Source organism: Nocardioides sp. (assembly GCF_016462705.1).
GTDB lineage: Bacteria > Actinomycetota > Actinomycetes > Propionibacteriales > Nocardioidaceae > Nocardioides.
This window is the reverse complement of record NZ_JAEMSS010000072.1, coordinates 1-20,757: the sequence shown is the minus strand read 5'-3', so window position 1 is coordinate 20,757 and position 20,757 is coordinate 1. Positions and strand designations below refer to the sequence as shown.

Annotated in this window: 17 protein-coding genes; 3 read left to right on the top strand and 14 right to left on the bottom strand. The window is 72.2% G+C overall.

Annotation, left to right across the window (positions count from 1 at the left end; genetic code table 11):
- On the top strand, positions 1-768 hold a 768-nt coding region (locus JHD21_RS11045), incomplete at its 5' end, for a Ku protein (RefSeq protein ID WP_292674808.1).
- 2 nt (positions 769-770) lie between these two features.
- Here JHD21_RS11045 and JHD21_RS11040 read toward each other — a convergent pair.
- From JHD21_RS11040 to JHD21_RS11015, 6 genes are read right to left on the bottom strand one after another with little or no spacing between them, the layout of a single operon-like run.
- Positions 771-1,496 carry a phospholipid scramblase-related protein gene (locus JHD21_RS11040; RefSeq protein WP_292674805.1) on the bottom strand — a complete coding sequence of 242 codons (726 nt, stop codon included), beginning with the start codon at positions 1,494-1,496 and terminating at the stop codon, positions 771-773.
- Positions 1,497-1,528: 32 nt separating this feature from the next.
- The gene (locus tag JHD21_RS11035; RefSeq protein ID WP_292674802.1) at positions 1,529-2,407 is read right to left on the bottom strand and encodes an SDR family NAD(P)-dependent oxidoreductase; all 879 of its coding nucleotides are present in this window, start codon (positions 2,405-2,407) and stop codon (positions 1,529-1,531) included.
- A 4-nt stretch (positions 2,408-2,411) separates the two neighbouring features.
- Positions 2,412-3,836 carry a carboxyl transferase domain-containing protein gene (locus JHD21_RS11030; protein ID WP_292674800.1) on the bottom strand — a complete coding sequence of 475 codons (1,425 nt, stop codon included), beginning with the start codon at positions 3,834-3,836 and terminating at the stop codon, positions 2,412-2,414.
- On the bottom strand, positions 3,836-4,918 hold the full coding sequence (locus JHD21_RS11025; protein WP_292674797.1) for an ABC transporter permease: 1,083 nt from the start codon (positions 4,916-4,918) through the stop codon (positions 3,836-3,838). Before JHD21_RS11025 ends, JHD21_RS11030 begins: the two co-directional genes overlap by 1 nt.
- Entirely contained in the window at positions 4,915-5,817 is a 903-nt protein-coding gene (locus JHD21_RS11020) for an ABC transporter ATP-binding protein (protein WP_292674795.1), read from the bottom strand. The genes JHD21_RS11025 and JHD21_RS11020 overlap by 4 nt, the downstream gene beginning before the upstream one ends.
- Positions 5,818-5,827: 10 nt before the next feature.
- Entirely contained in the window at positions 5,828-6,448 is a 621-nt protein-coding gene (locus JHD21_RS11015; protein WP_292674792.1) for a TetR/AcrR family transcriptional regulator, read from the bottom strand.
- A 104-nt stretch (positions 6,449-6,552) separates the two neighbouring features.
- Here JHD21_RS11015 and JHD21_RS11010 point away from each other — a divergent pair, with 104 nt between their 5' ends.
- Positions 6,553-7,047 carry a hypothetical protein gene (locus JHD21_RS11010; RefSeq protein WP_292674790.1) on the top strand — a complete coding sequence of 165 codons (495 nt, stop codon included), beginning with the start codon at positions 6,553-6,555 and terminating at the stop codon, positions 7,045-7,047.
- Here JHD21_RS11010 and JHD21_RS11005 read toward each other — a convergent pair.
- From JHD21_RS11005 to JHD21_RS10980, 6 genes are read right to left on the bottom strand one after another with little or no spacing between them, the layout of a single operon-like run.
- On the bottom strand, positions 7,044-8,426 hold the full coding sequence (locus JHD21_RS11005; protein WP_292674787.1) for an amidase: 1,383 nt from the start codon (positions 8,424-8,426) through the stop codon (positions 7,044-7,046). The genes JHD21_RS11010 and JHD21_RS11005 overlap by 4 nt on opposite strands.
- Positions 8,423-9,769 carry an MATE family efflux transporter gene (locus JHD21_RS11000; protein ID WP_292674784.1) on the bottom strand — a complete coding sequence of 449 codons (1,347 nt, stop codon included), beginning with the start codon at positions 9,767-9,769 and terminating at the stop codon, positions 8,423-8,425. The genes JHD21_RS11005 and JHD21_RS11000 overlap by 4 nt, the downstream gene beginning before the upstream one ends.
- Positions 9,766-10,107 (bottom strand): hypothetical protein, encoded by a 342-nt coding sequence (locus JHD21_RS10995; RefSeq protein WP_292674781.1) that lies wholly within the window; start codon positions 10,105-10,107, stop codon positions 9,766-9,768. Before JHD21_RS10995 ends, JHD21_RS11000 begins: the two co-directional genes overlap by 4 nt.
- A 32-nt stretch (positions 10,108-10,139) precedes the next feature.
- On the bottom strand, positions 10,140-11,969 hold the full coding sequence (locus tag JHD21_RS10990; RefSeq protein ID WP_292674778.1) for an ABC transporter ATP-binding protein: 1,830 nt from the start codon (positions 11,967-11,969) through the stop codon (positions 10,140-10,142).
- A complete protein-coding gene (locus JHD21_RS10985) occupies positions 11,966-13,783 on the bottom strand; it encodes an ABC transporter ATP-binding protein (protein ID WP_292674775.1) in 1,818 nt (605 codons plus the stop codon). Before JHD21_RS10985 ends, JHD21_RS10990 begins: the two co-directional genes overlap by 4 nt.
- A 43-nt stretch (positions 13,784-13,826) precedes the next feature.
- The gene (locus JHD21_RS10980; protein WP_292674773.1) at positions 13,827-14,399 is read right to left on the bottom strand and encodes a TetR/AcrR family transcriptional regulator; all 573 of its coding nucleotides are present in this window, start codon (positions 14,397-14,399) and stop codon (positions 13,827-13,829) included.
- Between the two features lie 45 nt (positions 14,400-14,444).
- On the opposite strand from JHD21_RS10980, the gene JHD21_RS10975 reads away from it, so the two are divergent.
- The gene (locus tag JHD21_RS10975) at positions 14,445-14,822 is read left to right on the top strand and encodes a VOC family protein (RefSeq protein WP_292674770.1); all 378 of its coding nucleotides are present in this window, start codon (positions 14,445-14,447) and stop codon (positions 14,820-14,822) included.
- Here the strand turns inward: JHD21_RS10975 and JHD21_RS10970 are convergent, their stop codons facing one another.
- Complete coding sequence (locus tag JHD21_RS10970; protein ID WP_292674767.1) at positions 14,823-19,691, bottom strand: NAD-glutamate dehydrogenase; 4,869 nt, start codon at positions 19,689-19,691, stop codon at positions 14,823-14,825.
- Between the two features lie 44 nt (positions 19,692-19,735).
- Positions 19,736-20,757 (bottom strand): tryptophan 2,3-dioxygenase family protein (locus JHD21_RS10965; protein WP_292674765.1); only part of this gene is annotated, 1,022 nt, incomplete at its 5' end.

Below are 20,757 nucleotides of genomic sequence, written 5' to 3'. Positions count from 1 at the left end.
TACGCCGACATCGCCAAGGGCTACGAGACCGAGGACGGCGAGATGGTCATCCTCACCGACGAGGACATGGAGGGCCTGCCCTCGACGTCCTCGCGCGAGATCGCCGTCGAGAAGTTCGTGCCGAGCGACCAGATCGACCCGATGCTGTTCGAGAAGAGCTACTACCTCGAGCCGGAGAAGTCCGGGACCAAGCCTTACGCCCTGCTCCGGCAGGCCCTGCTCGACGCCGACCGGATGGCGGTCGTGACGGTGGCGCTGCGCCAGCGCACCACCATCGCGGTGCTGCGGGTCAAGGACGACGTCATCGTCCTCCAGACCATGATGTGGCCCGACGAGATCCGGACCCCGGACTTCTCCGTCGAGACCGGCGAGGTCAAGGACGCAGAGGTCAAGATGGCGCACATGCTGGTCGAGACGCTGGCCGGCGACTTCGACGCCAGCGAGTTCGAGGACGACTACGCCGAGGCCGTCGAGACCCTGGTCAAGGCGAAGATCGAGGGCGGCGAGATCAAGCGGACCCCGACCTCGACGAAGTCGTCGGGCGAGGTGGTCGACCTGCTGGCGGCCCTGCAGCGGTCGGTCGACGCGGCGAAGACCGCCCGCGGCGAGGACGACGAGAAGCCCGCCCAGAAGACCGCGAAGAAGGCGCCGGCGAAGAAGGCCGCCGCCAAGAAGACCGCGAAGAAGGCGCCGGCGAAGAAGACGGCCGCCAAGAAGGCCACGACCAAGAGGGCTGCGAAGAAGACGCCGGTCCGCAAGGCCAGCTGACCTCAGGTCAGCGAGCGCTGCTCCTTCGTGGGCAGCGTGTCGACCGTCAGCGCGGCGGCGTAGACCAGCGCGCGCTGCGGGTCGCGCATCTCGCGCTCGATGCGGGCCACGTAGGCGTCCGCGACCGGGAAGGCGGCGCGGTCCAGCCCGGACCACCGTTGCGAGATGTCGGCGACCTGACGGTGGCGCTCGTCCTCGACCCGGATGTCCCAGCCCGCCCAGCTGAGGGCGCGGACGAAGCCGACGTTGCCCGCGGCGCTCTCGAGGGCGAAGGAGGTCATCCCGGGGAGCTGCTGCCTCAGCAGCCGGCCCATCGTCGCGCCGGTGGCGTCCCGCACCGTGATGACCGTCTTGCGGGCCGACCCGGTCCTGGCGAGCGCAAGCGCCAGCAGGCCGTCGCGGCCGACGACCTCGAGCAGGCTGTCGTCACCACCGGTCCGCCGTACGGTCCCCAGGTCGCGGCCGTCCCGGCCGAAGACCGTGCAGGGCCGGGCGCGGTCCTGGCCGTCAGCGAGGCGTTCGACGACGAGGACCGGGGCGGTGAGGATGTCCGGCCCGGTCTCATGGCGGTCGACACCCTCCACGGGCTCGTCGACGGCATGGACGTCACCGTCCCTGACGTACGGCGTCCAGCGGATGCCGTCGAAGAACCGGGACTCGTGGCGGCCGAACGGGTCCGTGCGCCAGCCCTCGGCCGAGGCGCCCGTGCCGGGGTCGAGCTCGCTCACGGACCGAGCGTAGGCACCGGCGGTGCGCGCCCTCAGGGTTTCCGGGCAGAAGCCTGGGCCGCCCGCGAGTCCGGCATCCGCCGGTCCAGGCGGTGGAAGGCGGCGTCGCTGAGCCGCGGCGCGACCAGGTTGAGCACCTCGCCGACCCGACCGGGCAGGGTGCTGACGGTCACGGGGCGGTCCTCGAGCGCCCGGACCACGGTCGCCGCGGCCTCCTCCGGGGACCGGCCGGGCAGGCGTCGGTAGGCCTCGGTCGGCGCGCTCATCGGCGTGTGCACCAGGGCGAACCGGACGTTGGTGAACGTCACGTTGTCGCCGTACGTCTCCCGCCCGGCGGCCCGGCTCCAGACGTCGAGCGCGGTCTTGGAGGCGATGTAGGCGGTGAACTTCGGCGCCTTCATCTGGACACCCCAGGTCACCACGTTGACCACGTGGCCGAACCGCCGCTCCCGCATCGACGGCAGCAGCCCCAGGGTGAGCCGCACCGGTCCCAGGAAGTTGATCGCCATCGACCGCTCGACGTCGTGGAAGCGATCGTAGGAGAGGCTCAGCGACCGGCGGATCGAGCGACCGGCGTTGTTGACCAGGTAGTCGACCGCGCCGTGCTCGTCCAGCACCCGCTTCACCAGGAGGTCGACAGCGCCGCCGTCCGCGACGTCGGTCAGGTCGCAGACGTACGCCGCCGCGCGGCCGCCCGACGCCTCGATCCGCTCCCGAACCCGGGCGGGCTCGTCCGCCCGGCGGGCGACCAGGAGCACCGTGGCCCCACGGGCCGCGACGGCCACGGCGGTGGCCTCTCCGATCCCGGACGACGCGCCCGTGACGAGCACCGTCCGGCCGGCCAGCGGGCTGGGCGCGGCGGGCCGGAGGACGCGCCGGGCCCAGGCCTTGGGGGTCTCGAACAGCAGCACGGGCTCAGCCTCGCAGGCCTCTGATCGCGGCTCCGATCTCGGCCGCCATCGCCTCGGCCAGCGCCTCTCCGGTATCGCCGTCGGGCTCCGGGACGACGTGGTGCGCGGTGCCCTGCGCGAGCAGGTCGACGGCCCGGATCCGCATCCGCCGGGCCATGTCGGCGGCCTGCGCGGTGTCGCCGTGCACGATCACGCTGGCGCCCTCCGGCGGCAGCGGCATCAGCCACGCCCGCTCCGCGACGATCACCCGCTGGGCCGGCAGCAGCGCCAGCGCACCCCCGCCGCAGCCCTGCCCGAGCACGACCGAAACGGTCGGGACGGTCATGGTGGCGAGGCTGGCCAGGCACCGGGCGATCTCACCCGCGATCGCCCCCTCCTCGGCGCGCTGGGACAGCTCCGCCCCAGGGGTGTCGATCACGGTGACCAGCGGCAGCCGCATCTCGCCCGCCAGCCGCATCGCCCGGCGCGCGGTCCGCAGCGCGCCCGGCCCCATCGGCTTGGCCGGCCCCTGCCGGCTGCGGTCCTGGCCGACGACCAGGCACGGCTCGCCGTCCAGCCGGGCGAGGACCACCAGGACCGTGCTGTCCCGCTCGCCCTTCTCGGTCCCGGAGAGCGGGAGCACCAGGTCGGCCCCGACGCGCAGCACGTCGCGCACCCCGATGCGCTCCTCGCCGCGGGTCTGCTCGACCGCCGACCAGGCGTCGCGGTCCGGGTCGAGGTCACCGCTGCGCCGCGGCAGCCGCGGCTCGGACGGAGGGTCCACGAGCACCGCCAGCACCGCGTCGACCATCGCCGGGAGGTCCTCGGCGGGCACCACGCCGTCGATGACGCCGTGCCAGGCCAGGTTCTCGGCGGTCTGCACGCCCTCGGGGAACGGCGTCCCGTTGAGCGCCTCGAACACCTTGGGACCGAGGAACCCGATCAGCGCCCCGGGCTCGGCGACCGTCACGTGCGCGAGCGAGCCCCAGGACGCGTAGACGCCACCGGTGGTCGGGTGCCGCAGGTAGACCAGGTAGGGCAGCCCGGCGGCCCGGTGCTCCATGACCGCGCGGGAGATCTCGACCATCTGCACGAACGCGGGGGTGCCCTCCTGCATCCGGGTGCCGCCGCTCGCGGTGGTGGCGAGCACGGGCAGCCCCTCCGCCGTCGCGCGGCGTACGGCGCCGGTGATCCGGTGCGCGGCGGCCAGCCCGATCGACCCCGCCAGGAACCGGAACTCGTTGACCACCACCGCCACCCGACGGCCGTGCACCAGGCCGCGGCCGGTCAGCACCGACTCGTCGGTCCCGGCCTTCTCCCGCGCCGCCTCGAGCTCGGCGCGGTAGTCCGGCGGCGCGTCGGAGATGTCGATCGGCTGGTCCCACGACTCGAACGAGCCCTCGTCGAGGACCAGGTCCAGCAGCTCCTGGGCGGTCCACCGGTGGGTCACTAGGACGTCTCCCAGCGGAACAGCCGCGCGGCCACCAGGGTCACCACGAGCGCGAACGCCGCCAGGATGCCCATCGGCACCAGCGCGGAGCTGGGTCCCTCGCCCCGGACCATGACGTCCATCATCGCCTCGTTGAGGTGCTTGAGCGGCAGCGCGTTGCTGATCGCCTGCAGCCAGCCCGGCGTCGCGTCGAGCGGGAAGAACGAGCCGGAGAGGAACGCCATCGGCAGGACGACGAAGTTCGCGGCGTTGACCGCGCCTTCCACGGTCGTCGTGACCGCTCCCGCGAGCAGGCCCAGCGCCATGAAGCAGAGGGTGCCGACGACCAGCAGCGGGATGGACATCCACCAGGACCCGGTCAGGGTCAGGCCGAACGCCGCGGCGCCGAGCCCGATGAAGATCGCGAGCTGGGCCAGGGCGATCGCGACGGTCACGGTGACCCGGGCGCCGACGACCGTGCGGGTCGAGACCGGCGCGAGCTGGAGTCGGCGCAGCAGCTTGCTCTGCCGCCAGCCCTGCAGCGTCGCCGCCGCCCCGAAGGCCGCGCTCATCGCCACTGCCCAGCCGAGCAGGCCGGGGGTGACGAACTGGATGGTGGTGAGCGACTCGTCCTCGACCCGTTCGGTCTCCAGCGTGAACGTCGGCGGCTGTCCTGACTCTGCCGACAGCTGGGCGACGTTGGCGCCGTCCACGAACGCGCGCAGGGCACCCTGCGTGATCGCGGCCTTGACCTGCTCGGTCTGCGTGTAGTGCGCGACCAGCTGGTCCCCCTGCTGCTCGAGAGCGACGTCCGCATCACCCTTGCGCACCTCGGCGATCGCGGCGTCGAGGTCGTCGGACCTCTCCACCTCGAACGTCTCGTCGAAGGCCTCCCGCGCGTCGTCGGGCAGCCCGTCGACCAGGGCGACGCCCCCGACCTGGATCAGCTCGACCTTGGACTGGTCCTGGTCGCTGAACAGTCCGCCGAACAGCACCAGGAACATCAACGGGAAGATCACCGCGAAGAAGACCGAGGTCTTGTCCCGGACGAAGCCCTTGAGGATGGCCAGCGACAGCGCCGTGAACGCGGAGGGGCTGGTCATGCGCGGTACTCCCGTCCGGTGAGGTCGAGGAAGACGTCCTCGAGGGTCCCGGTCTGGACGCGTACGCCGTCCAGCTGGTCGGTCTCCGCGAGCCGGGAGACCACCACCGTGGGCTGCCTGGTCACCAGGACGACGCCGTCGCTCCCCTCGGCGGCCTCGTCGACGCCGTCGATGCGCCGGGCCTCGTCGAGCTGGAGCTGGCCCGGCGCGACGGTGATCCGGGCCGGCGCGTCGAGCCGGCGGATCAGCGCCGAGGGCGAGTCGAACTGCAGGATCCGGCCGGAGTCCATGATCGCGACCCGGTCGCACAGGACCTCGGCCTCGTCCATGTAGTGCGTCGTCAGCACCACCGTGCGGCCGGAGTCGTTGAGCCCCGACAGCAGGTCCCACAGGTTGCGCCGGGCCTGCGGGTCCAGTGCCGCGGTCGGCTCGTCGAGGAACACCAGCTCCGGGTCGTGCACGAGCGCGGACGCGATGGACAGCCGCTGCGTCTGGCCACCCGAGAGGTCCTCGACCCGGGTGTCGGCCTTGTCGACGAGGCCGACCCGTTCGAGCCAGTCGTCGGCGACCGACGTACGGACGCCGTAGAGGGCCGCGAAGGTGTGCATCTGCTCCCGGGCGGTCAGCCGCTCGAAGAACGACGACGCCTGGAGCTGCACGCCGATCCGGGGCAGCAGCCCGGCGTTGCGCGGCCACACCGGCTGCCCCAGGACGGTGACCGACCCGCGGTCCGGCCGGCGCAGCCCCTCGATGGTCTCGAGCGTGGTCGTCTTGCCGGCGCCGTTGGGCCCGAGGATGCCCACGAACTCCCCCTGCTCGACGCTGAGGCTGACGTCGTCGACGGCGCGGAGGGTGCCGTAGGTCATGGTGAGGTTCTCGACCTCGATGGCTCGGGTCACCTGGCGCAGGCTACCGAGGGGGGTCGGCGAGGACCGCGGCGCACATGGCCTCGCCGATCCACTCCTCGTAGGCATCGCCGGTCCAGCCGAGCGGGCCGGTGAGCAGGTGCCAGACCTCGACCGAGTTGAGCGTCCAGATGCGGTCCCGGGCACCCTCCCTGGTCAGCCCGGGAGCGAGCGCACCCAGCTCGGCCACGCGGTCGGCGACCATGCCGGTGCCGACCAGCCGCTCGGCGTTGGTCGTGCGCTGGAGCTCGACGAGGTCGGGGTCGCCGGCGGCCGCGCCCGAGGAGATGAGCAGTGCCAGGGCCCCCACCTTGTCGATGACCCGACGTCCGAGCGCGGCGTAGCCCCGGACGAACGCTGCCGGGTCGCTCTCGGCGTAGAGCGCCACCACCTCCGGCCGCTCGGCCAGCGGCACCTGCTCGCCGTCACCGACGAGCGTCACGTCGTAGGCCGCCTTGAGCAGGGCCGCCTTGGTCCCGAACCCGTTGTAGACGGTCTGGGCCGAGACCCGGGCGTGGGCCGCGATCCCGGCCACCGTGGTCGCGGCGAAGCCGTGCTCGACGAACAGCTCGGCAGCGCTGCGGGCGACCCGGTCGCGGGTCGCCGCGGCCTGGTCCGCGCGCACCCGGCTGCGGTACGCGCGTCGATCCCCAGTATTGGCTTGACTCATGCTCAAATCAATTTAGTCTTACTATGGTCAATTGCGAAACCGCTTCAGGAGAACCCAACATGACCAACCAGCTGAACACCACCACCCCTGCCGTGCGCACGCCGTCGAGCCGCTGGCGCGACCTCGGCCTCGTCGGCCTGACCGCGCTCTCGGCGTACTCGACCGCCCTCGGCTGGCAGGCCCAGCTCGTGTCGTACCCGCTCTACCGCGCGGTGTCCCGGGAGGACTTCCTCGCCTACCACGAGCAGTACAACCAGGCGATCCCCGTCGTCGTGATCGCCCCGGGGTTCCTCACGTTCCTCGGGGGCATCGCGTTCTGGTGGACCCGCCCGGCGGGCGTGCCGCGACCCGTGGCGGGCCTGGTCGCCGGCTCCGGGCTCGTCTCGCTGCTCGCGACCGTGCTGTGGGCCATCCCCCAGCACGACCGGCTCGACGAGATCGGGCAGTCCGCCGCCACCATCGACAGCCTGCTGCAGGCCAACCTGCTGCGCAGCGTCGCCCTCACCGCGGGCACCCTCGCGCTGTGCTGGTGCGTCGCTCGCCGGAGGCGCTAGCCGGCCACCAGCGGCCACGGCCGCGCCCCCTCGAGCTGCGCGCTCAAGCTCAGGAGGGTGGTCTCCTCGTGCGGCCGACCGACCAGCTGCACCGCGAGCGGCAGCCCGTCGTCCGCGGTCCCGCACGGCACCGATGCGGCCGGGTTGCCGGCGACGTTCCACAGCGCGGCGTAGGCGATCGCCGGCATCGCCCGGAGCATCGACTCGACGGCGCCGGCGTTGTCGAGGATGCCGACCCGGGGCGGCCGGTGCGCGATGGCCGGGGTCAGCAGCACGTCGACCGCGTCGAAGACCCGGTTGGCCTTGCGGCTGACCACCTCGGACTGCCGCATCGCGAAGTCGACCACCCTCGGGCGCACCCAGCTGCCCAGGCGGTAGGCCTGGCGGGTCCGGCGCTCGAGCCGGTCGAAGTGCTCCATCCGGTCGGCCTCGTCGCGGATGCCGCCGAAGAACTGCGGGACGAACGCGGCGGTCGGGTCCGGGTAGTGGGGGTCGACCTCGCGGACGTCGTGGCCGAGGTCGGCCAGCAGGCGGGCCGTGTCCGCGACGGCGCGGACGTGCCGTGGGTCCGGCCGGACCCCGGGGGAGACCGGCTTGGTGGACCAGCCCACGGTGAGTCGCCCCGGTTCGCGCCGGGCTGCCTCGACGAAGCTGCCCCGGTCCTCGGCGGTGTAGAGGTCACCCCGCACGTTGCCGCGGATCGCGTCGTAGACCGTGGCGCTGTCCAGCACGGTCCGGGCCAGCGGCCCGGCGGTGCCGAGGGCGAACCACAGGTGCGGGTGCGGCGAGGTGGTGACCCGGCCGCGCTGCGGCTTGAGGCCGAACAGCCCGCAGCAGGCGCTCGGGATCCGGATCGAGCCACCGCCGTCACCGCCGATCCCGACCGGCACCATGCCCGACGACACCGCGACGGCGGTCCCGCCGCTGGATCCGCCCGGGGTGCGGCGGGGGTCCCACGGGTTGTGCGTGATGCCCCGGGACGCGGACTCGGTGTAGGGGAACGCCCCGAACTCCGGCATCGTCGTGGTCGCCACGACCACCGCACCCGCCCGGCGCAGCCGGGCCACGATCTCGGCGTCCTCGGCCGCCGGCGTCGAGTTGGCCTCACCGCCGAACGTGGTGACGCAGCCCTCGACCGCGACCTCCTCCTTGATGACGACCGGTACGCCGTGCAGCGGGCCGCTCCGGTCGGACTGGGCGTCCCGCGCGTCGGCCTCCGCTCGGGCCCGGTCGGCGAGCAGCACCGAGATCGCGTTGAGGCCCGGGTTGAGGGCCTCGATCCGATCGATCGCCGCGTCGGTCACCTGCCGGGCGGTCAGGGTGCCGTCGGCGACGAGGCGGGCGGTCTCGGCGGCGCCGGCGAGTCGGAGGTCGGTCACCTGCCAGAACCTAGGACAAGCCACGCGTCCCCGCGCGCCCGGGTGAGGAGCACGATGGCCCGGGCGCCCATGAAGACCGCGGAGAACACCACCCACACCGCCAGCAGGCCGCCGGTCGTGCCGGCGACCGCGAGGACGACCGGCGCGAAGACGACCAGCACGGCCAGCCCGGCCCAGGCCAGGTAGGTGCCGTCGCCGGCGCCGATGAGCACCCCGTCGAGCACGAACACCACACCGCACAGGGGCTGCCCGACCGCGACGACCAGCAGCACCGGCACCAGCAGGTCGCGCACCGCGTCGTCGCCCGTGAACAGCGCCGGCAGCACGGGGCTGGCCGCGGCGATGCCGAGCCCGGTGACGATGCCCGTGACCCAGCCCCAGCCGATCATCCGGCGGGTCACCGCCTGCGCCTCCTCCGCGTCGCCGGCGCCCAGGTAGCGCCCGGTGAGGGCCTGGGCGGCGATCGCGATCGCGTCGAGGACGAAGGCCAGGAACCCCCAGATCGTGAAGGCCAGCTGGTGGGCGGCGAGCTCGGTGGAGTCCCCGTCGGCGGCCAGCACCACGGCGTACGTCGTGACGAGCAGGGCGGCCCGCAGCGTGAGCGTCCGGACGACGAGCGGGACACCGGCCCGCGCCGCCGCCAGGATCCCGCGCCGGTCGGGCGCCAGCGTGGCGCCGTGGCTGCGGGCCCCGCGGACCACCGTGACCACGAGCGCGGCCGCCATCGCCGCCTGCGCGATCACCGAGCCGAGTGCCGACCCGGCGAGGCCGAGCCCGGCCGGGTAGACGAGCAGCAGGTTGAGGACGACGTTGAGCACGTTGCCGCCGACCGCGACGGCGAGCGGGGTGCGGGTGTCCTGGAGACCTCGGAGCACCCCGGTCGCCGCGAGCATCAGCAGCAGCGGGGTGATGCCGAAGGAGGCGATGCGCAGGTAGGTCTCGCCCTGGCGGCTGACCTCGTCGTCCGCACCGAAGGCCCGGACGAGCGGCCCCGCGAACACGACGCCGAGCACCGTGGCGGCGAGGCCGACGGGCACCGCCAGCCACAGCCCGTCGACGCCGAGGGCAAGTGCCCGGCGCAGGTCGCCCGCCCCCAGCGAACGGGAGACCGCGGCCGTGGTGCCGTAGGCCAGGAACACACAGAGCCCGACCACCGTCTGCAGCACCACGCCGGCCACGCCCAGCCCGGCGAGCTGCGGCGTGCCGAGGTGGCCGACGATCGCGGCGTCGGCGAGCAGGAACATCGGTTCGGCGACCAACGTCAGCAAGGCCGGGAAGGCCAGCCGGACGATGTCCCGGTCGAGCTGCCGGCCGAGCTGCCGGCGGCTGGGACTCTCGCTCACACCGGATCGCGCATGGCGGCCGGCCTGAGCCACTGGGGCGCGTCGCCGAAGCGCACGTACGCCGCGACGGCGAGGCAGGCCACGCACACGGCGCCGGCGGCGTACCCGACCAGCACGTCGGCCTCCCACGAGCCGAGCGCCCCGACCACCCCTGCGGCGAACCCGAGGATCAGCCAGCAGACGGCCGCGGCGGTGCGCTGCGGGTCCTGGCTCCGGGCGTCGCGGGTCTGGACGACACCGACCAGGAACCTGCTCGAGGGGTTTCGCCAGCCGGCCAGGATCGGCACGGCGCAGCTGAGCAGCAGCAGGAGCACGAGGACGCCGAGGACGGTGCGCACGGGTCCAGTCTGGACGACCCCGGGCAGGACCGTCAGGCCAGCGACTCGACCCAGGCGCGGTGCAGGTCGGAGTAGCGGCCGTCGCCGCCGGCGACCAGGTCCGCCGGTGAGCCGTCCTCCACGATCCGTCCGTGCTCCATCACCAGCACCCGGTCGGCGATCTCGACCGTGGACAGCCGGTGGGCGATGATCACCGCGGTCCGGCCGGCCAGGACCGTGCGCAGCGCCTGCTGCACGAGTCGCTCGGACGGCACGTCGAGAGACGAGGTGGCTTCGTCGAGGATCAGCACGGCCGGGTCCGCGAGGAAGGCCCGGGCGAAGGCGACCAGCTGCCGCTGGCCTGCGCTGAGCCGGCCGCCCTGGTTGGCGACGTCGGTCTCGTAGCCGTCGGGCATCGCCGCGATGAAGTCGTGGGCGCCCAGCGCGGTGGTCGCCCGGACCACCTCGTCCATCGTCGCCTCGGGGCGCCCGAACCGGATGTTGTCGGCGATGGTGCCGGAGAACAGGTAGTTCTCCTGGGTCACCATCACCACGTTGCGGCGCAGGTCGTCGCTGCTGAGCCGGCGTACGTCGGTGCCGTCGAGCAGCACCCGGCCGTGCAGCGGGTCGTAGAAGCGGGTCGCGAGCTTGGCCAAGGTCGTCTTGCCGGCGCCGGTCGTGCCCACCAGCGCCAGGGTCTGGCCGGCCGGCACGGTGAGGTCGAGGTCGGGCAGTACCGGCCGGTCCTCGACGTAGGAGAAGCCGACGTGGTCGAAGCGCAGCTCGCCCTCGGCCCGGCCCAGCGGCACGGGGTCGCGGGGCTCGGGGACCGACGGCTCCTCCTCGAGGACCCCGGCGAGCTTCTCCAGCGCCGCGGAGGCGGACTGGAAGGTGTTGTAGAACTGCGAGATCTCCATCATCGGCTCGAAGAACTGGCGCAGGTAGAGCAGGAACGCCGCGAGCACGCCGACGGTCACGTCGCCGTGGTAGGCGCGGTAGCCGCCGTAGAGGAGGACGACGGCGATCGTGACGTTGCCGATCAGCCGGATGCCGGGCATGAACCAGGCGACGAGCCGGAACGCGACCAGGTTGGCGCGCCGGTACTGGTCGTTGACGTCGTCGAAGATCTCCTGGTTGCGCGGCTCGCGGCGGAACGCCTGCACCGCGCGGATGCCGCCCATCGACTCGACGAAGTGGACGATCACGAGCGCGACCTTCTCGCGGGTGACCTTGTAGCTCTCGGCGGAGTTGCGCCGGAACCAGGCGGTCAGCCACGCCAGGAACGGCCCGCAGCACAGGGCGACCAGGCCGAGCTTGACGTCGAGGAACAGCAGCAGCCCGGCGGTGCCGACCAACGTCAGGGCGGCGGTGACCAGCCCGTCGAACCCGGTCTCGAGCATCTCGTAGACCGCGTCCACGTCGGAGGTCTGCCGGCTGATGACCCGGCCCGAGGTGTAGGAGTCGTGGAACGCCGGGCTCAGGACCTGGAAGTGCCGGAACACGCGGCGCCGGATCTCGAAGAGCACGTCCTGCCCGATCGCACCGGAGCGCACCAGGAACAGCTGCCGGGCGATCGCCTGCACGATCGTCGCCACCAGCACGATCGCCACGATCGTGAGGAGCGGGGAGAGGTCGTCCCGCTCCCGGATCGGCGGGATACCGGTGTCGATGCCCTCCTTGACGAGGTAGGGGATCGACAGGCGCGCGGCGTTCTCGACCAGCACGATGGCCAGGAGCACCTGGATGGCGCGCTTGTAGGGACGCAGCAGGTCGCGCAGCAGCCGCTTGGACCCACCGCCGAGACGGGCCACGGTCATCCGTTCGGCGGCCTCGTCGGCGTCGACCTCGGCGACGCCTCGCCACCGGCTCTGCTCGGTCGTCATCGCGCCGCGTCGCTCAGCCGGTCGACGGGCTGGTCATGGGGCTTGCCCTCCGCGGCGAGCAGCTCGCGGTAGGCGGGGACGGTGTCGAGCAGCTCGCGGTGCGGGCCGACATGGGTGATCCGGCCGTCCTGGAGGAGCGCGACCCGGTCGGCCAGCATCACCGTCGAGGCACGGTGGGCGACGACCAGGCCGGTGGTGGTGGCCAGCACCCGGCTCAGCGCCTCCTCGACCAGCTTCTCGGTGTGCACGTCGAGCGCCGAGAGGGTGTCGTCGAGAACCAGGATCGTCGGCTTCGCCAGGACGGCGCGGGCCAGCGCCAGCCGCTGCCGCTGGCCGCCGGAGAGGGCCAGCCCCTGCTCGCCGATCCGCGTGTCCAACCCCCAGGGGAGCTCGTGCACGAACTCGGCCTGCGCGATCTGCAGCGCCTGGTCGATCTCCTCGTCGGTGGCCGGGTCGGCCTCGGGGTCGCGGCCGAGCGTGAGGTTCTCGCGGGCGCTCATCGAGAAGAGGGTCGGGTCCTCGAACGCCGTGGCCACCAGCGAGCGCAGGTGGCCCAGGTCGAGCTCGCGGACGTCGACCCCGTCGATGAGGACCCGGCCGCCGGTGACGTCGTACAGCCGCGGGACCAGGGCGGTCAGGACGGTCTTGCCCGAGCCGGTGGCGCCGACGACCGCCACGGTCTCCCCCGGCGCGAGCTCGAGGTCGACACCGCGCAGGACCTGCTCGCTCGACCCGGGGAACGCGAAGTCGACCGCCTCGAACCGCAGCCGGCCCTGCGGGTGCTCGATCACCCTCGTGCCGGTGACGATGTCCGGCTCGGTGTCGAAGATCTCGAGGATGCGCGCCGACGCGGTCATCGCCTCCTGCGCCATCGCCAGGATCACGCCCAGCGACGCCACCGGCCACACCAGCGAGAGCATCAGCGTGATGAAGGCGACCAGCTCGCCCGGGGTCAGCTGGCCGCGGCCGACGCCGATCGCGCCGAGCAGCAGCACGACGCAGACCGCCAGGTTGGGGATGACCTCGAGGAACGTCCAGAAGCGCGCCGAGAGCCGGACCTTGTCCATGCTCGTCGCGTGCAGCTGACGGGCGGCCCGGTCGTACTGGGCCGACACGTGCTCGGCACGGCCGAACGACTTGATCACCCGGATGCCGACCGCGCCCTCCTCGGCGCGGGTCGCCAGGTCGCCCTGCTCGTCCTGCACCCGCCTCGAGACGACGACGTAGGCCTTCTCGAACCGCATCGACAGCCAGACGATCGGGGCCGCGGTCGCCGCCACCACGAGCCCGAGCGGCCAGTACATGTCGAGCAGCACGACGGTGGTCGCCGTGAGCTGGAGGATGTTGAGCACCAGGAACAGCAGCCCGAACCCGCTGAACCGGCGGATGGCAGCCAGGTCGGTGGTGACCCGGGACAGGAGCTGGCCGGACCCCCACCGCGAGTGGAAGCTCATCGGGAGCTGCTGGAGCCGCTCGTAGAGGTCGTGCCGGATCTGGGTCTCGAGCATCAGCACGGCGTCGGACTGGAACCACCGGCGCACCCAGATGAGGAAGGCCTCGAGCACCCCGAGCGCCAGCGCGAGCAGCCCGAGCGGCAGCACCCCGCTGAGGTCCCGCTCGGTGATCGGACCGTCGATCAGCGCCTTGGTGACCAGCGGGATCGCGATGGTGAGCCCGACCGCCCCGATGGCGGCCAGCGACATGACCGCGAGCGCCTTGAGGTGTGGCCGCAGGTAGCCCCGCAGCCGCCACAGGGAGTGCACGCCGGCCGGGGGATCTGCTGCCTCCAGCAGCTCCGCCCCGGTCGATGTCATCGTCGACCACCGTACGTCCGGCCGCCGACAGCGGGCTAACCGATTAGCGCCGCCCCAGCACGGCGTCGACCAGCACGGGCACATCGTCCGGCCGGACCGGGTGTGCGGTCATCAACCGACGGTAGAAGACCGCGCCGGACAGGGCGTCCGCGCCGATGTCCGGATCCCCCGGCCGGAACTCACCACGCGCGGTCCCTTCGGCGATCGCGTCCACCAGTGCCTGCCGGCGTCGGCGTGAGTAGCCGTGCAGGAACTCCCGGACTCCTGCATCCTGCTCGGCCGCGTGAACCAGCGCCGGGAGGCAGGCGGAGACCCGGGAGCGACTCAACGCGTCGGCCAGGTGGCGGAGCAGGTCCTCCACGTGCTCCCGGGCCGTCTCGTCGGCCGGCCGATCGGGTGGCGCCGGCTGCACGTTGAGGGTCTCCAGGGCGTCGGCGATGAGCTGGAGCCGGTCACCCCAGTGCCGGTAGAGCGTGCTCCGCCCGACGCCCGCCCGCGCCGCGACCGACTCCATGGAGAAGGCGGCGTAGCCCACCGCCGCCAGCTCGTCGAGGGCTCCGGCGAGCAACGCCTCCCGAGAACGGGTCACCCGCGGGTCTGGGCGTTTCTGGGACACTTCTGTATCGTAAGTCGCGGCCGGCTCATCTCCGGGAGGCACGCCATGGATCGATTCAGCGTCCGCTACATCGTCGACGACGTGGACGTCGCCGCCGCGTTCTACGCCGACGTCCTCGGCTTCGAGGTCGCCATGCGCCCAGCGCCGGGTTTCGCGATGCTCGAGCGCGGCCCGCTCCGGCTGCTGCTCAACTCCCCGGGCGCCGGCGGCGGGGCCGGCCAGACGCTCAGTGACGGCAGCACGCCCGAGCCGGGCGGCTGGAACCGGTTCCAGCTCGGGGTCGAGGATCTCGACACCGCCATCACCGTCGTCCTGAACGCCGGCGCGGAGCTCCGCGGCGACGTCATCGAGGGTCGTGGCGGGCGGCAGGTCCTCGTGGTCGACCCGTCGGGCAACCTGGTCGAGCTGTTCGAGAGCTACTGATCAGTCCAGCAGACCCCGCACCACCCGGAGACCCACGGAGACCCGCGCGAGGTCGGTGTCGTCGTCCGCGCAGATCTGGCCCAGGGTCTCGGCCGCCCGGGCCACCAGCACCGCGTCGGACTCCTCCCACTGCGCGATCCGCGCCGGCGCGGACGCGTCCGCCGAGGTCGTGCGCAGCACCTGGGCGGTGAGCTGGGTGTGGACGCCGTTGAGGTCGTCGCGCAGCGAGGCCCGGGCCATCGTCTGCCACTTGTCCTCCCGCGGCAGCTGCACGATCCGGGCCAGGAGCGCCGGCACACCGAGCCGCTCGCCGAGCGCGAAGTGCACGCGCGCCACGTCGGCCGGCTCGAGACCGTCACGCTGGGCGGTCTCGACGATCCCGAGCAGGACGTACGCCGTCGGCAGCACGGCGACCCGCGAGGCGAGGTCCTCGGGCGCGCCGCGCGACACCAGGTGCTCACGTCGTTCCTGGTAGGCCGACAGCTCCCGGCCGGTCATCAGGTCCGGCAGCTGGGCCATCGTGGCCTGGACCGGCCCCGCGAACTGGTCGACGGTCGCCTGGCTGTCGAGCGGCGGCCGCCGGTTGGTGACCAGCCAGCGTGACGCACGCTCGACGAGGGTCCGCATCTCGATGCGCATCGCCGTCTGCAGCTTGGCGTCGAGCTCGTTGTCATGGCTCTTGAGCTCGTCGCGCAGCGGCAGCGACCCGAAGATCTCCCGGGCCACGAAGTTGGCCCGGGTCAGGTCGGCCCCGTCGGCACCGGTCTCCCCCGCCAGCCGCGGCCAGAACGTCATGCCGGCTCCGTTGACCAGGTCGTTGACCACCTGGGTCACGATGATCTCCCGGCGCAGCGGGTGCGAGTCGATCTGGGCGGCGAAGCCGTCCCGCATGGCCGTGGGGAAGTAGGCGCGGAGGTCGAGCTCGAGGTACGGGTCGTCGGGCAGGTCGCCGGCCAGGAGCTCCTTCGCGAGCACGATCTTGGTCCACGCCAGCAGCACCGAGAGCTCGGGAGCGCTCAGACCCTGGCCCCGCTCCATGAGCTGGCGCACCTTGCGCGGTGAGGGCAGTCCCTCGACCTCGCGGTTGAGGACACCGTCGCGCTCCAGGCGCCGCATGAAGTCCTCGTGCACGTGCAGCAGGGACGGCGCGTGGGCGAGCGCGTTGGCCAGCGCGAGGTTCTGCTCGTAGTTGTCGCGCAGCACGAGGTCGGCCACCTCGTCGGTCATCTCGGCGAGCAGGCTGTTGCGCTGCTTCTCGGTGAGGTCCCCGGCCCGGACGACCCGGTCGAGCAGGATCTTGATGTTGACCTCGTGGTCGGAGGTGTCGACCCCTGCCGAGTTGTCGATGAAGTCCGTGTTGAGCCGGCCTCCGCCGTCACCGCCCTGGAGCGCGTACTCGATCCGGCCCTCCTGGGTGAGGCCGAGGTTGCCGCCCTCGCCGATGCACCTGGCGCGGACGTCGCGCCCGTCGACCCGGATGGCGTCGTTGGCCTTGTCGCCGGCGTCGGCGTGGCTCTCGCCGCTCCCCTTGACGTAGGTCCCGATGCCGCCGTTCCACAGCAGGTCGACGGGCGCCTGCAGGATGGCCTTCATGAGCTGCGCGGGCGTCGCGGTGTCCCCGATCTCGTCGGAGAGACCCAGGGCCTCGCGCATCTGCGTCGACACCGGCACCGACTTCAGGGCTCGCGAGAAGACCCCGCCCCCCTCCGAGATCAGGTCCTTGTCGTAGTCCTGCCACGACGAGCGCGGCAGCTCGAAGAGGCGGCGGCGCTCGGCGTACGACGCGGCCGCGTCGGGGCTCGGGTCGATGAAGATGTCGCGGTGGTCGAACGCGGCCACCAGCCGGGTGGTCTCCGAGCACAGCAGGCCGTTGCCGAACACGTCGCCCGACATGTCCCCGATGCCGACGCAGGTGAACTCCTCGGTCTGGCAGTCGATGCCACGCTCCCGGAAGTGCCGCTGCACCGAGACCCAGGCCCCCCTGGCGGTGATGCCCATCGCCTTGTGGTCGTAGCCGACCGAGCCACCGCTGGCGAAGGCGTCGCCGAGCCAGAAGCCGTACTCCCGCGCGACCTCGTTGGCGAGGTCGGAGAAGGTCGCGGTGCCCTTGTCGGCCGCGACGACCAGGTAGGAGTCGTCCCCGTCGTGCCGGACGACGTCGGGCGGCGGCACCGTCTCGCCGTCGACGAGGTTGTCGGTGATGTCCAGCAGCCCGGAGACGAAGGTGCGGTAGCACGCCTTGCCCTCGGCCAGCCACGCGTCCCGGTCCCCGGGGTCGGGCAGCTGCTTGCAGAAGAACGCGCCCTTCGCGCCCACGGGCACGATCACGGTGTTCTTCACCATCTGGGCCTTGACCAGGCCGAGCACCTCGGTGCGGAAGTCGTCGCGTCGGTCCGACCAGCGCAGGCCGCCGCGGGCCACCGGCCCGAACCGCAGATGCGCACCCTCGACCCGCGGGGAGTACACGAAGACCTCGAACTGCGGTCGCGGCATGGGCAGGTCGGGGATCGCCGACGGTTCCAGCTTGAGGGAGAGATACGCACGGGGGGCTCCGCCCCCCGTGGACCCCCCGGCGTCGTGGGTCCGGTAGTAGTTGGTGCGCAGGGTCGCCTTGATGTGGGTCAGGTAGGACCGGAGGATGCGGTCGTGGTCGAGGCTGGCCACGTCGTCGAGCGCGCGCGCGATCGACGCCTCGATCCGCCGCTCCTCGTCCTCGTCGCGGGACGCCGGGTCGAACCGCGCCTCGAACAGCCGCACGAGCAGCCGGGTGATGTCGACGTTGATGCGCAGCGCGTCCTCGATGTAGTCCTGCGCGAAGGGACTGTTGCCCTGGCGCATGTACTTCGCGTACGCCCGCAGCACGGTGGCCTCACGCCAGGTGAGCCCCGCGCTCAGCACCAGCCCGTTGAAGCCGTCGATCTCGTTGTCACCGTCCCAGATCGCCCGCAGCGCGTCCTGGAACAGCGCGCGGGCGTCGGTGGGCAGGCTGGCGTCGTACCGCAGCCCGAACTCGTAGATGATCGACGAGCGCTCCAGCCCCTCCAGCCCGTAGGGTCGCTCGTCGACGACCTCCACCCCCATGGAGGACAGCGCCGGGAGAACCTCGGACAGGGACAGCGGCGCCCCGATCCGGTAGACCTTCAGCCGGCCCTCCCCGGGCCCGGCGTCGAGGGGCTCGTAGAGGGAGAGCCCGATGCCTTCGTCGCCCTGGATCGACTCCAGCCGCCCGAGGTCCACGGCGGCGGTGCGCGCGCTGAAGTCCTCCTTGTACGCCTCGGGGAAGGAGCCGACGTACCGGCGTCCCAAGGTGGTCCCCACCTCCTCGCCGTACTCGGCGATCACCGCGGACACGAAGTCGTCGCGCCAGGACCGCGAGGCCTCGGCCAGGCGCCGCTCGAGGTCCAGGGTGTCGACCTGGGGGATGTCGTCGCCCTTGGGCAGGTGGACGACGAAGTGCACCCGGGCCGTGGTCGACTCGTTGATCCGGACCGTGAACTCGATCGACTCGCCGTGCAGCCGCTCCTGCAGGATGCGCGCGAAGCGCTCGCGGACCGTCGTGTTGTAGCGGTCGCGCGGGAGGTAGACGATGACGGAGACGTAGCGGCCGTAGGTGTCGCGGCGGATGAGCATCCGCACCGCCCGACGCTCGCCGGCGGCCATCGCTGACTCGGCCATCGGGGCGAGCTCGTCGACCGGCGTGTGGAACAGCTCGTCACGGGGATAGGTCTCGAGCGTGGCCATCAGCGCCTTGCCGGCGTGGCTGCGCGGGTCGAACCCGCTGCGCTTGAGGACCGCCGCGGCCTTCTCGCGGATCAGGGGGATCCGCATGAGCGACTCGGTGTAGGCGGCGCTGGAGAACAGGCCGAGGAAGCGCCGTTCGCCGTCGACCTGGCCGTTGGCGTCGAACGTCTTGACACCGACGTAGTCGAGGTAGGCCGGCCGGTGCACGGTGGCGCGGGAGTTGGCCTTGGCCAGGACCAGCAGGGTCCGCTCCCGGGCCTTGGCCGCCACGGTCTCCGGGAGCTTGCCCGAGGACTCGGACATGTCGGAGTCGGCGCGGAGGATGCCCAGACCGGTCCCCGGCACGGACCGCAGGTGGTCGCCGTCGTCGTGCGTCTCGAGCTGGTACTGCTTGTAGCCGAGGAAGGTGAAGTGCTCGTCGGCGAGCCACTCGAGCAGCTCGGCGGCCTGGCGTACCTCCTCCGGTTCGAGCGGCGGCGGCGCGGCCAGCAGCCCGGCCACGACGTCCTCGACCTGGGCGTGCATCTTGCTCCAGTCCTCGACGGCCTCGCGGACGTCGCGCAGCACGCGCTGGATGTCGTCCACGACCTCACTGGGGTCGCCACCCGACAGCCGGTCGATCTCGACGTGCATCCACGACTCGCGCACTGCTCCCGCCTCGGGCTGCACCGCGCCGTCGGTCACCGGCGCCATCGACTGGAGCTCGCCGGTGATGTCGCGGACCACGTCGAAGTTGGGGTGGATGACGACGTGGACGTCGCGCAGCTGGCGGGACAGCTCCATGGTCAGCGAGTCGACGAGGAACGGCATGTCGTCGACGACGACCTCGACGACCGTGCGCCCGCCGGCCGACCAGTCGCTGTCGCTCAGGGTCGGGGTGTGCACGCGGACCTTCGCGGTCCCCTGGGGCCTGTGCCCGGCCAGCTTGTAGTGCGAGGCGAACGCACCGTAGAGGTCCACCTCGCTGCGGTCCCCGAGGTCCTCGAGGGCGACGTGCCGGTAGTAGGCCCGCAGCAGGTCGGCGATGGTCTCGTGGGGCGGCCCCCCGGATCCCTTGCTCGCCGAGGCCAGCTCGATGGCCCGCTCGACCAGCCCGGACCGGTCCGCTTCATGCGTCGTCGTTGACACGGTTCCCACGTTAGACCGCGGCCGCCATCGATGTGACCGGACGGTCACAGCTCCGAGCGCAACGCCCAGAGCAGCGGGTAGTACTTGAGGTCCAGCCGGGAGCGGAGGTACGGCGCGCCGCTCGAGCCGCCGGTGCCGGACTTGCCGCCGATCATCCGCTCGACCATGGTCACGTGCCGGGCCCGCCACTGGGCCGCGAGCTCGTCGTGCTGGAGCAGCGCCTCGGCGACACCCCAGATCGGCGCGTACTGCGCGCGGTCGTGGGCGACGGCACGCAGGGACTCGAGTATCTCGGCATCCGTGGCGCACGGCAGGTCGTGGGCCCGCAGCACGTCGAGGAACCCGTCCCACAGCGACGGCTCGGCCAGTCGTGAGTCCAGGTGTGCCTTCTCCGTCTCGGTGATGCCGCGGAACCGCTCGACGTAGGACGGGTCCTTGGCGCCGGAGAGGAACTCGAGCTCGCGGTACTGCACCGACTGGAACCCGCTGGCGGGAGCCAGCCGTTGGCGGAACTCCAGGAAGTCCTGCGGGGTCATCGTCTCCAGCACGTCGACCTGGTGCACCAGCACCCGCTCGATCACCTGCATCCGCTGCAGCAGGTGCTGGGCCCACCACAGCTCGCCCCGGGACATCGCGTCGCGAGCCGCGGTCGCCTCGTGCAGCAGCTGCTGGAACCACAGCTCGTAGACCTGGTGGATGGTGATGAAGAGCAGCTCGTCGTGCGCCGGCGGATCCGACTCGAGGTGCTGGGAGTCCAACAGCTGCGGCAGCCGCAGGTAGCTGCCGTAGGTCAGCTGCGCACCCTGCTCGCCGAACGAGACGAAGGACTCCTCGGCCTGCTCATGCACCATGTCGTCACCGTAACCGCGTGCTCGGAGGTCTGATGTGCTCACGTCCCGCTCAGCCGTCTGCCTCGTCCTCTCCGTCGGGCTGTCCGCAGCGCTCGGGCTGAGCGCCTGCAGCGACGACGCCGAGCCCGAGAGCCGGTCGTCCAGCTCCCCGTCCAGTCCCACGCCCAGTCCCACGCCGGCCAGCAGCCGCAGCACCAGCAATTGAGGCACCGAGT

Bases quoted from the DNA above. Each gene is read 5' to 3' on its own strand.
- JHD21_RS10975 (WP_292674770.1), top strand. From the start codon at position 14,445: ATGGATCGATTCAGCGTCCGCTACATCGTCGACGACGTGGACGTCGCC.
- JHD21_RS11010 (WP_292674790.1), top strand. From the start codon at position 6,553: ATGACCAACCAGCTGAACACCACCACCCCTGCCGTGCGCACGCCGTCG.
- JHD21_RS10990 (WP_292674778.1), bottom strand. From the start codon at position 11,969: ATGACGACCGAGCAGAGCCGGTGGCGAGGCGTCGCCGAGGTCGACGCC.
- JHD21_RS11025 (WP_292674797.1), bottom strand. From the start codon at position 4,918: ATGACCAGCCCCTCCGCGTTCACGGCGCTGTCGCTGGCCATCCTCAAG.
- JHD21_RS10985 (WP_292674775.1), bottom strand. From the start codon at position 13,783: ATGACATCGACCGGGGCGGAGCTGCTGGAGGCAGCAGATCCCCCGGCC.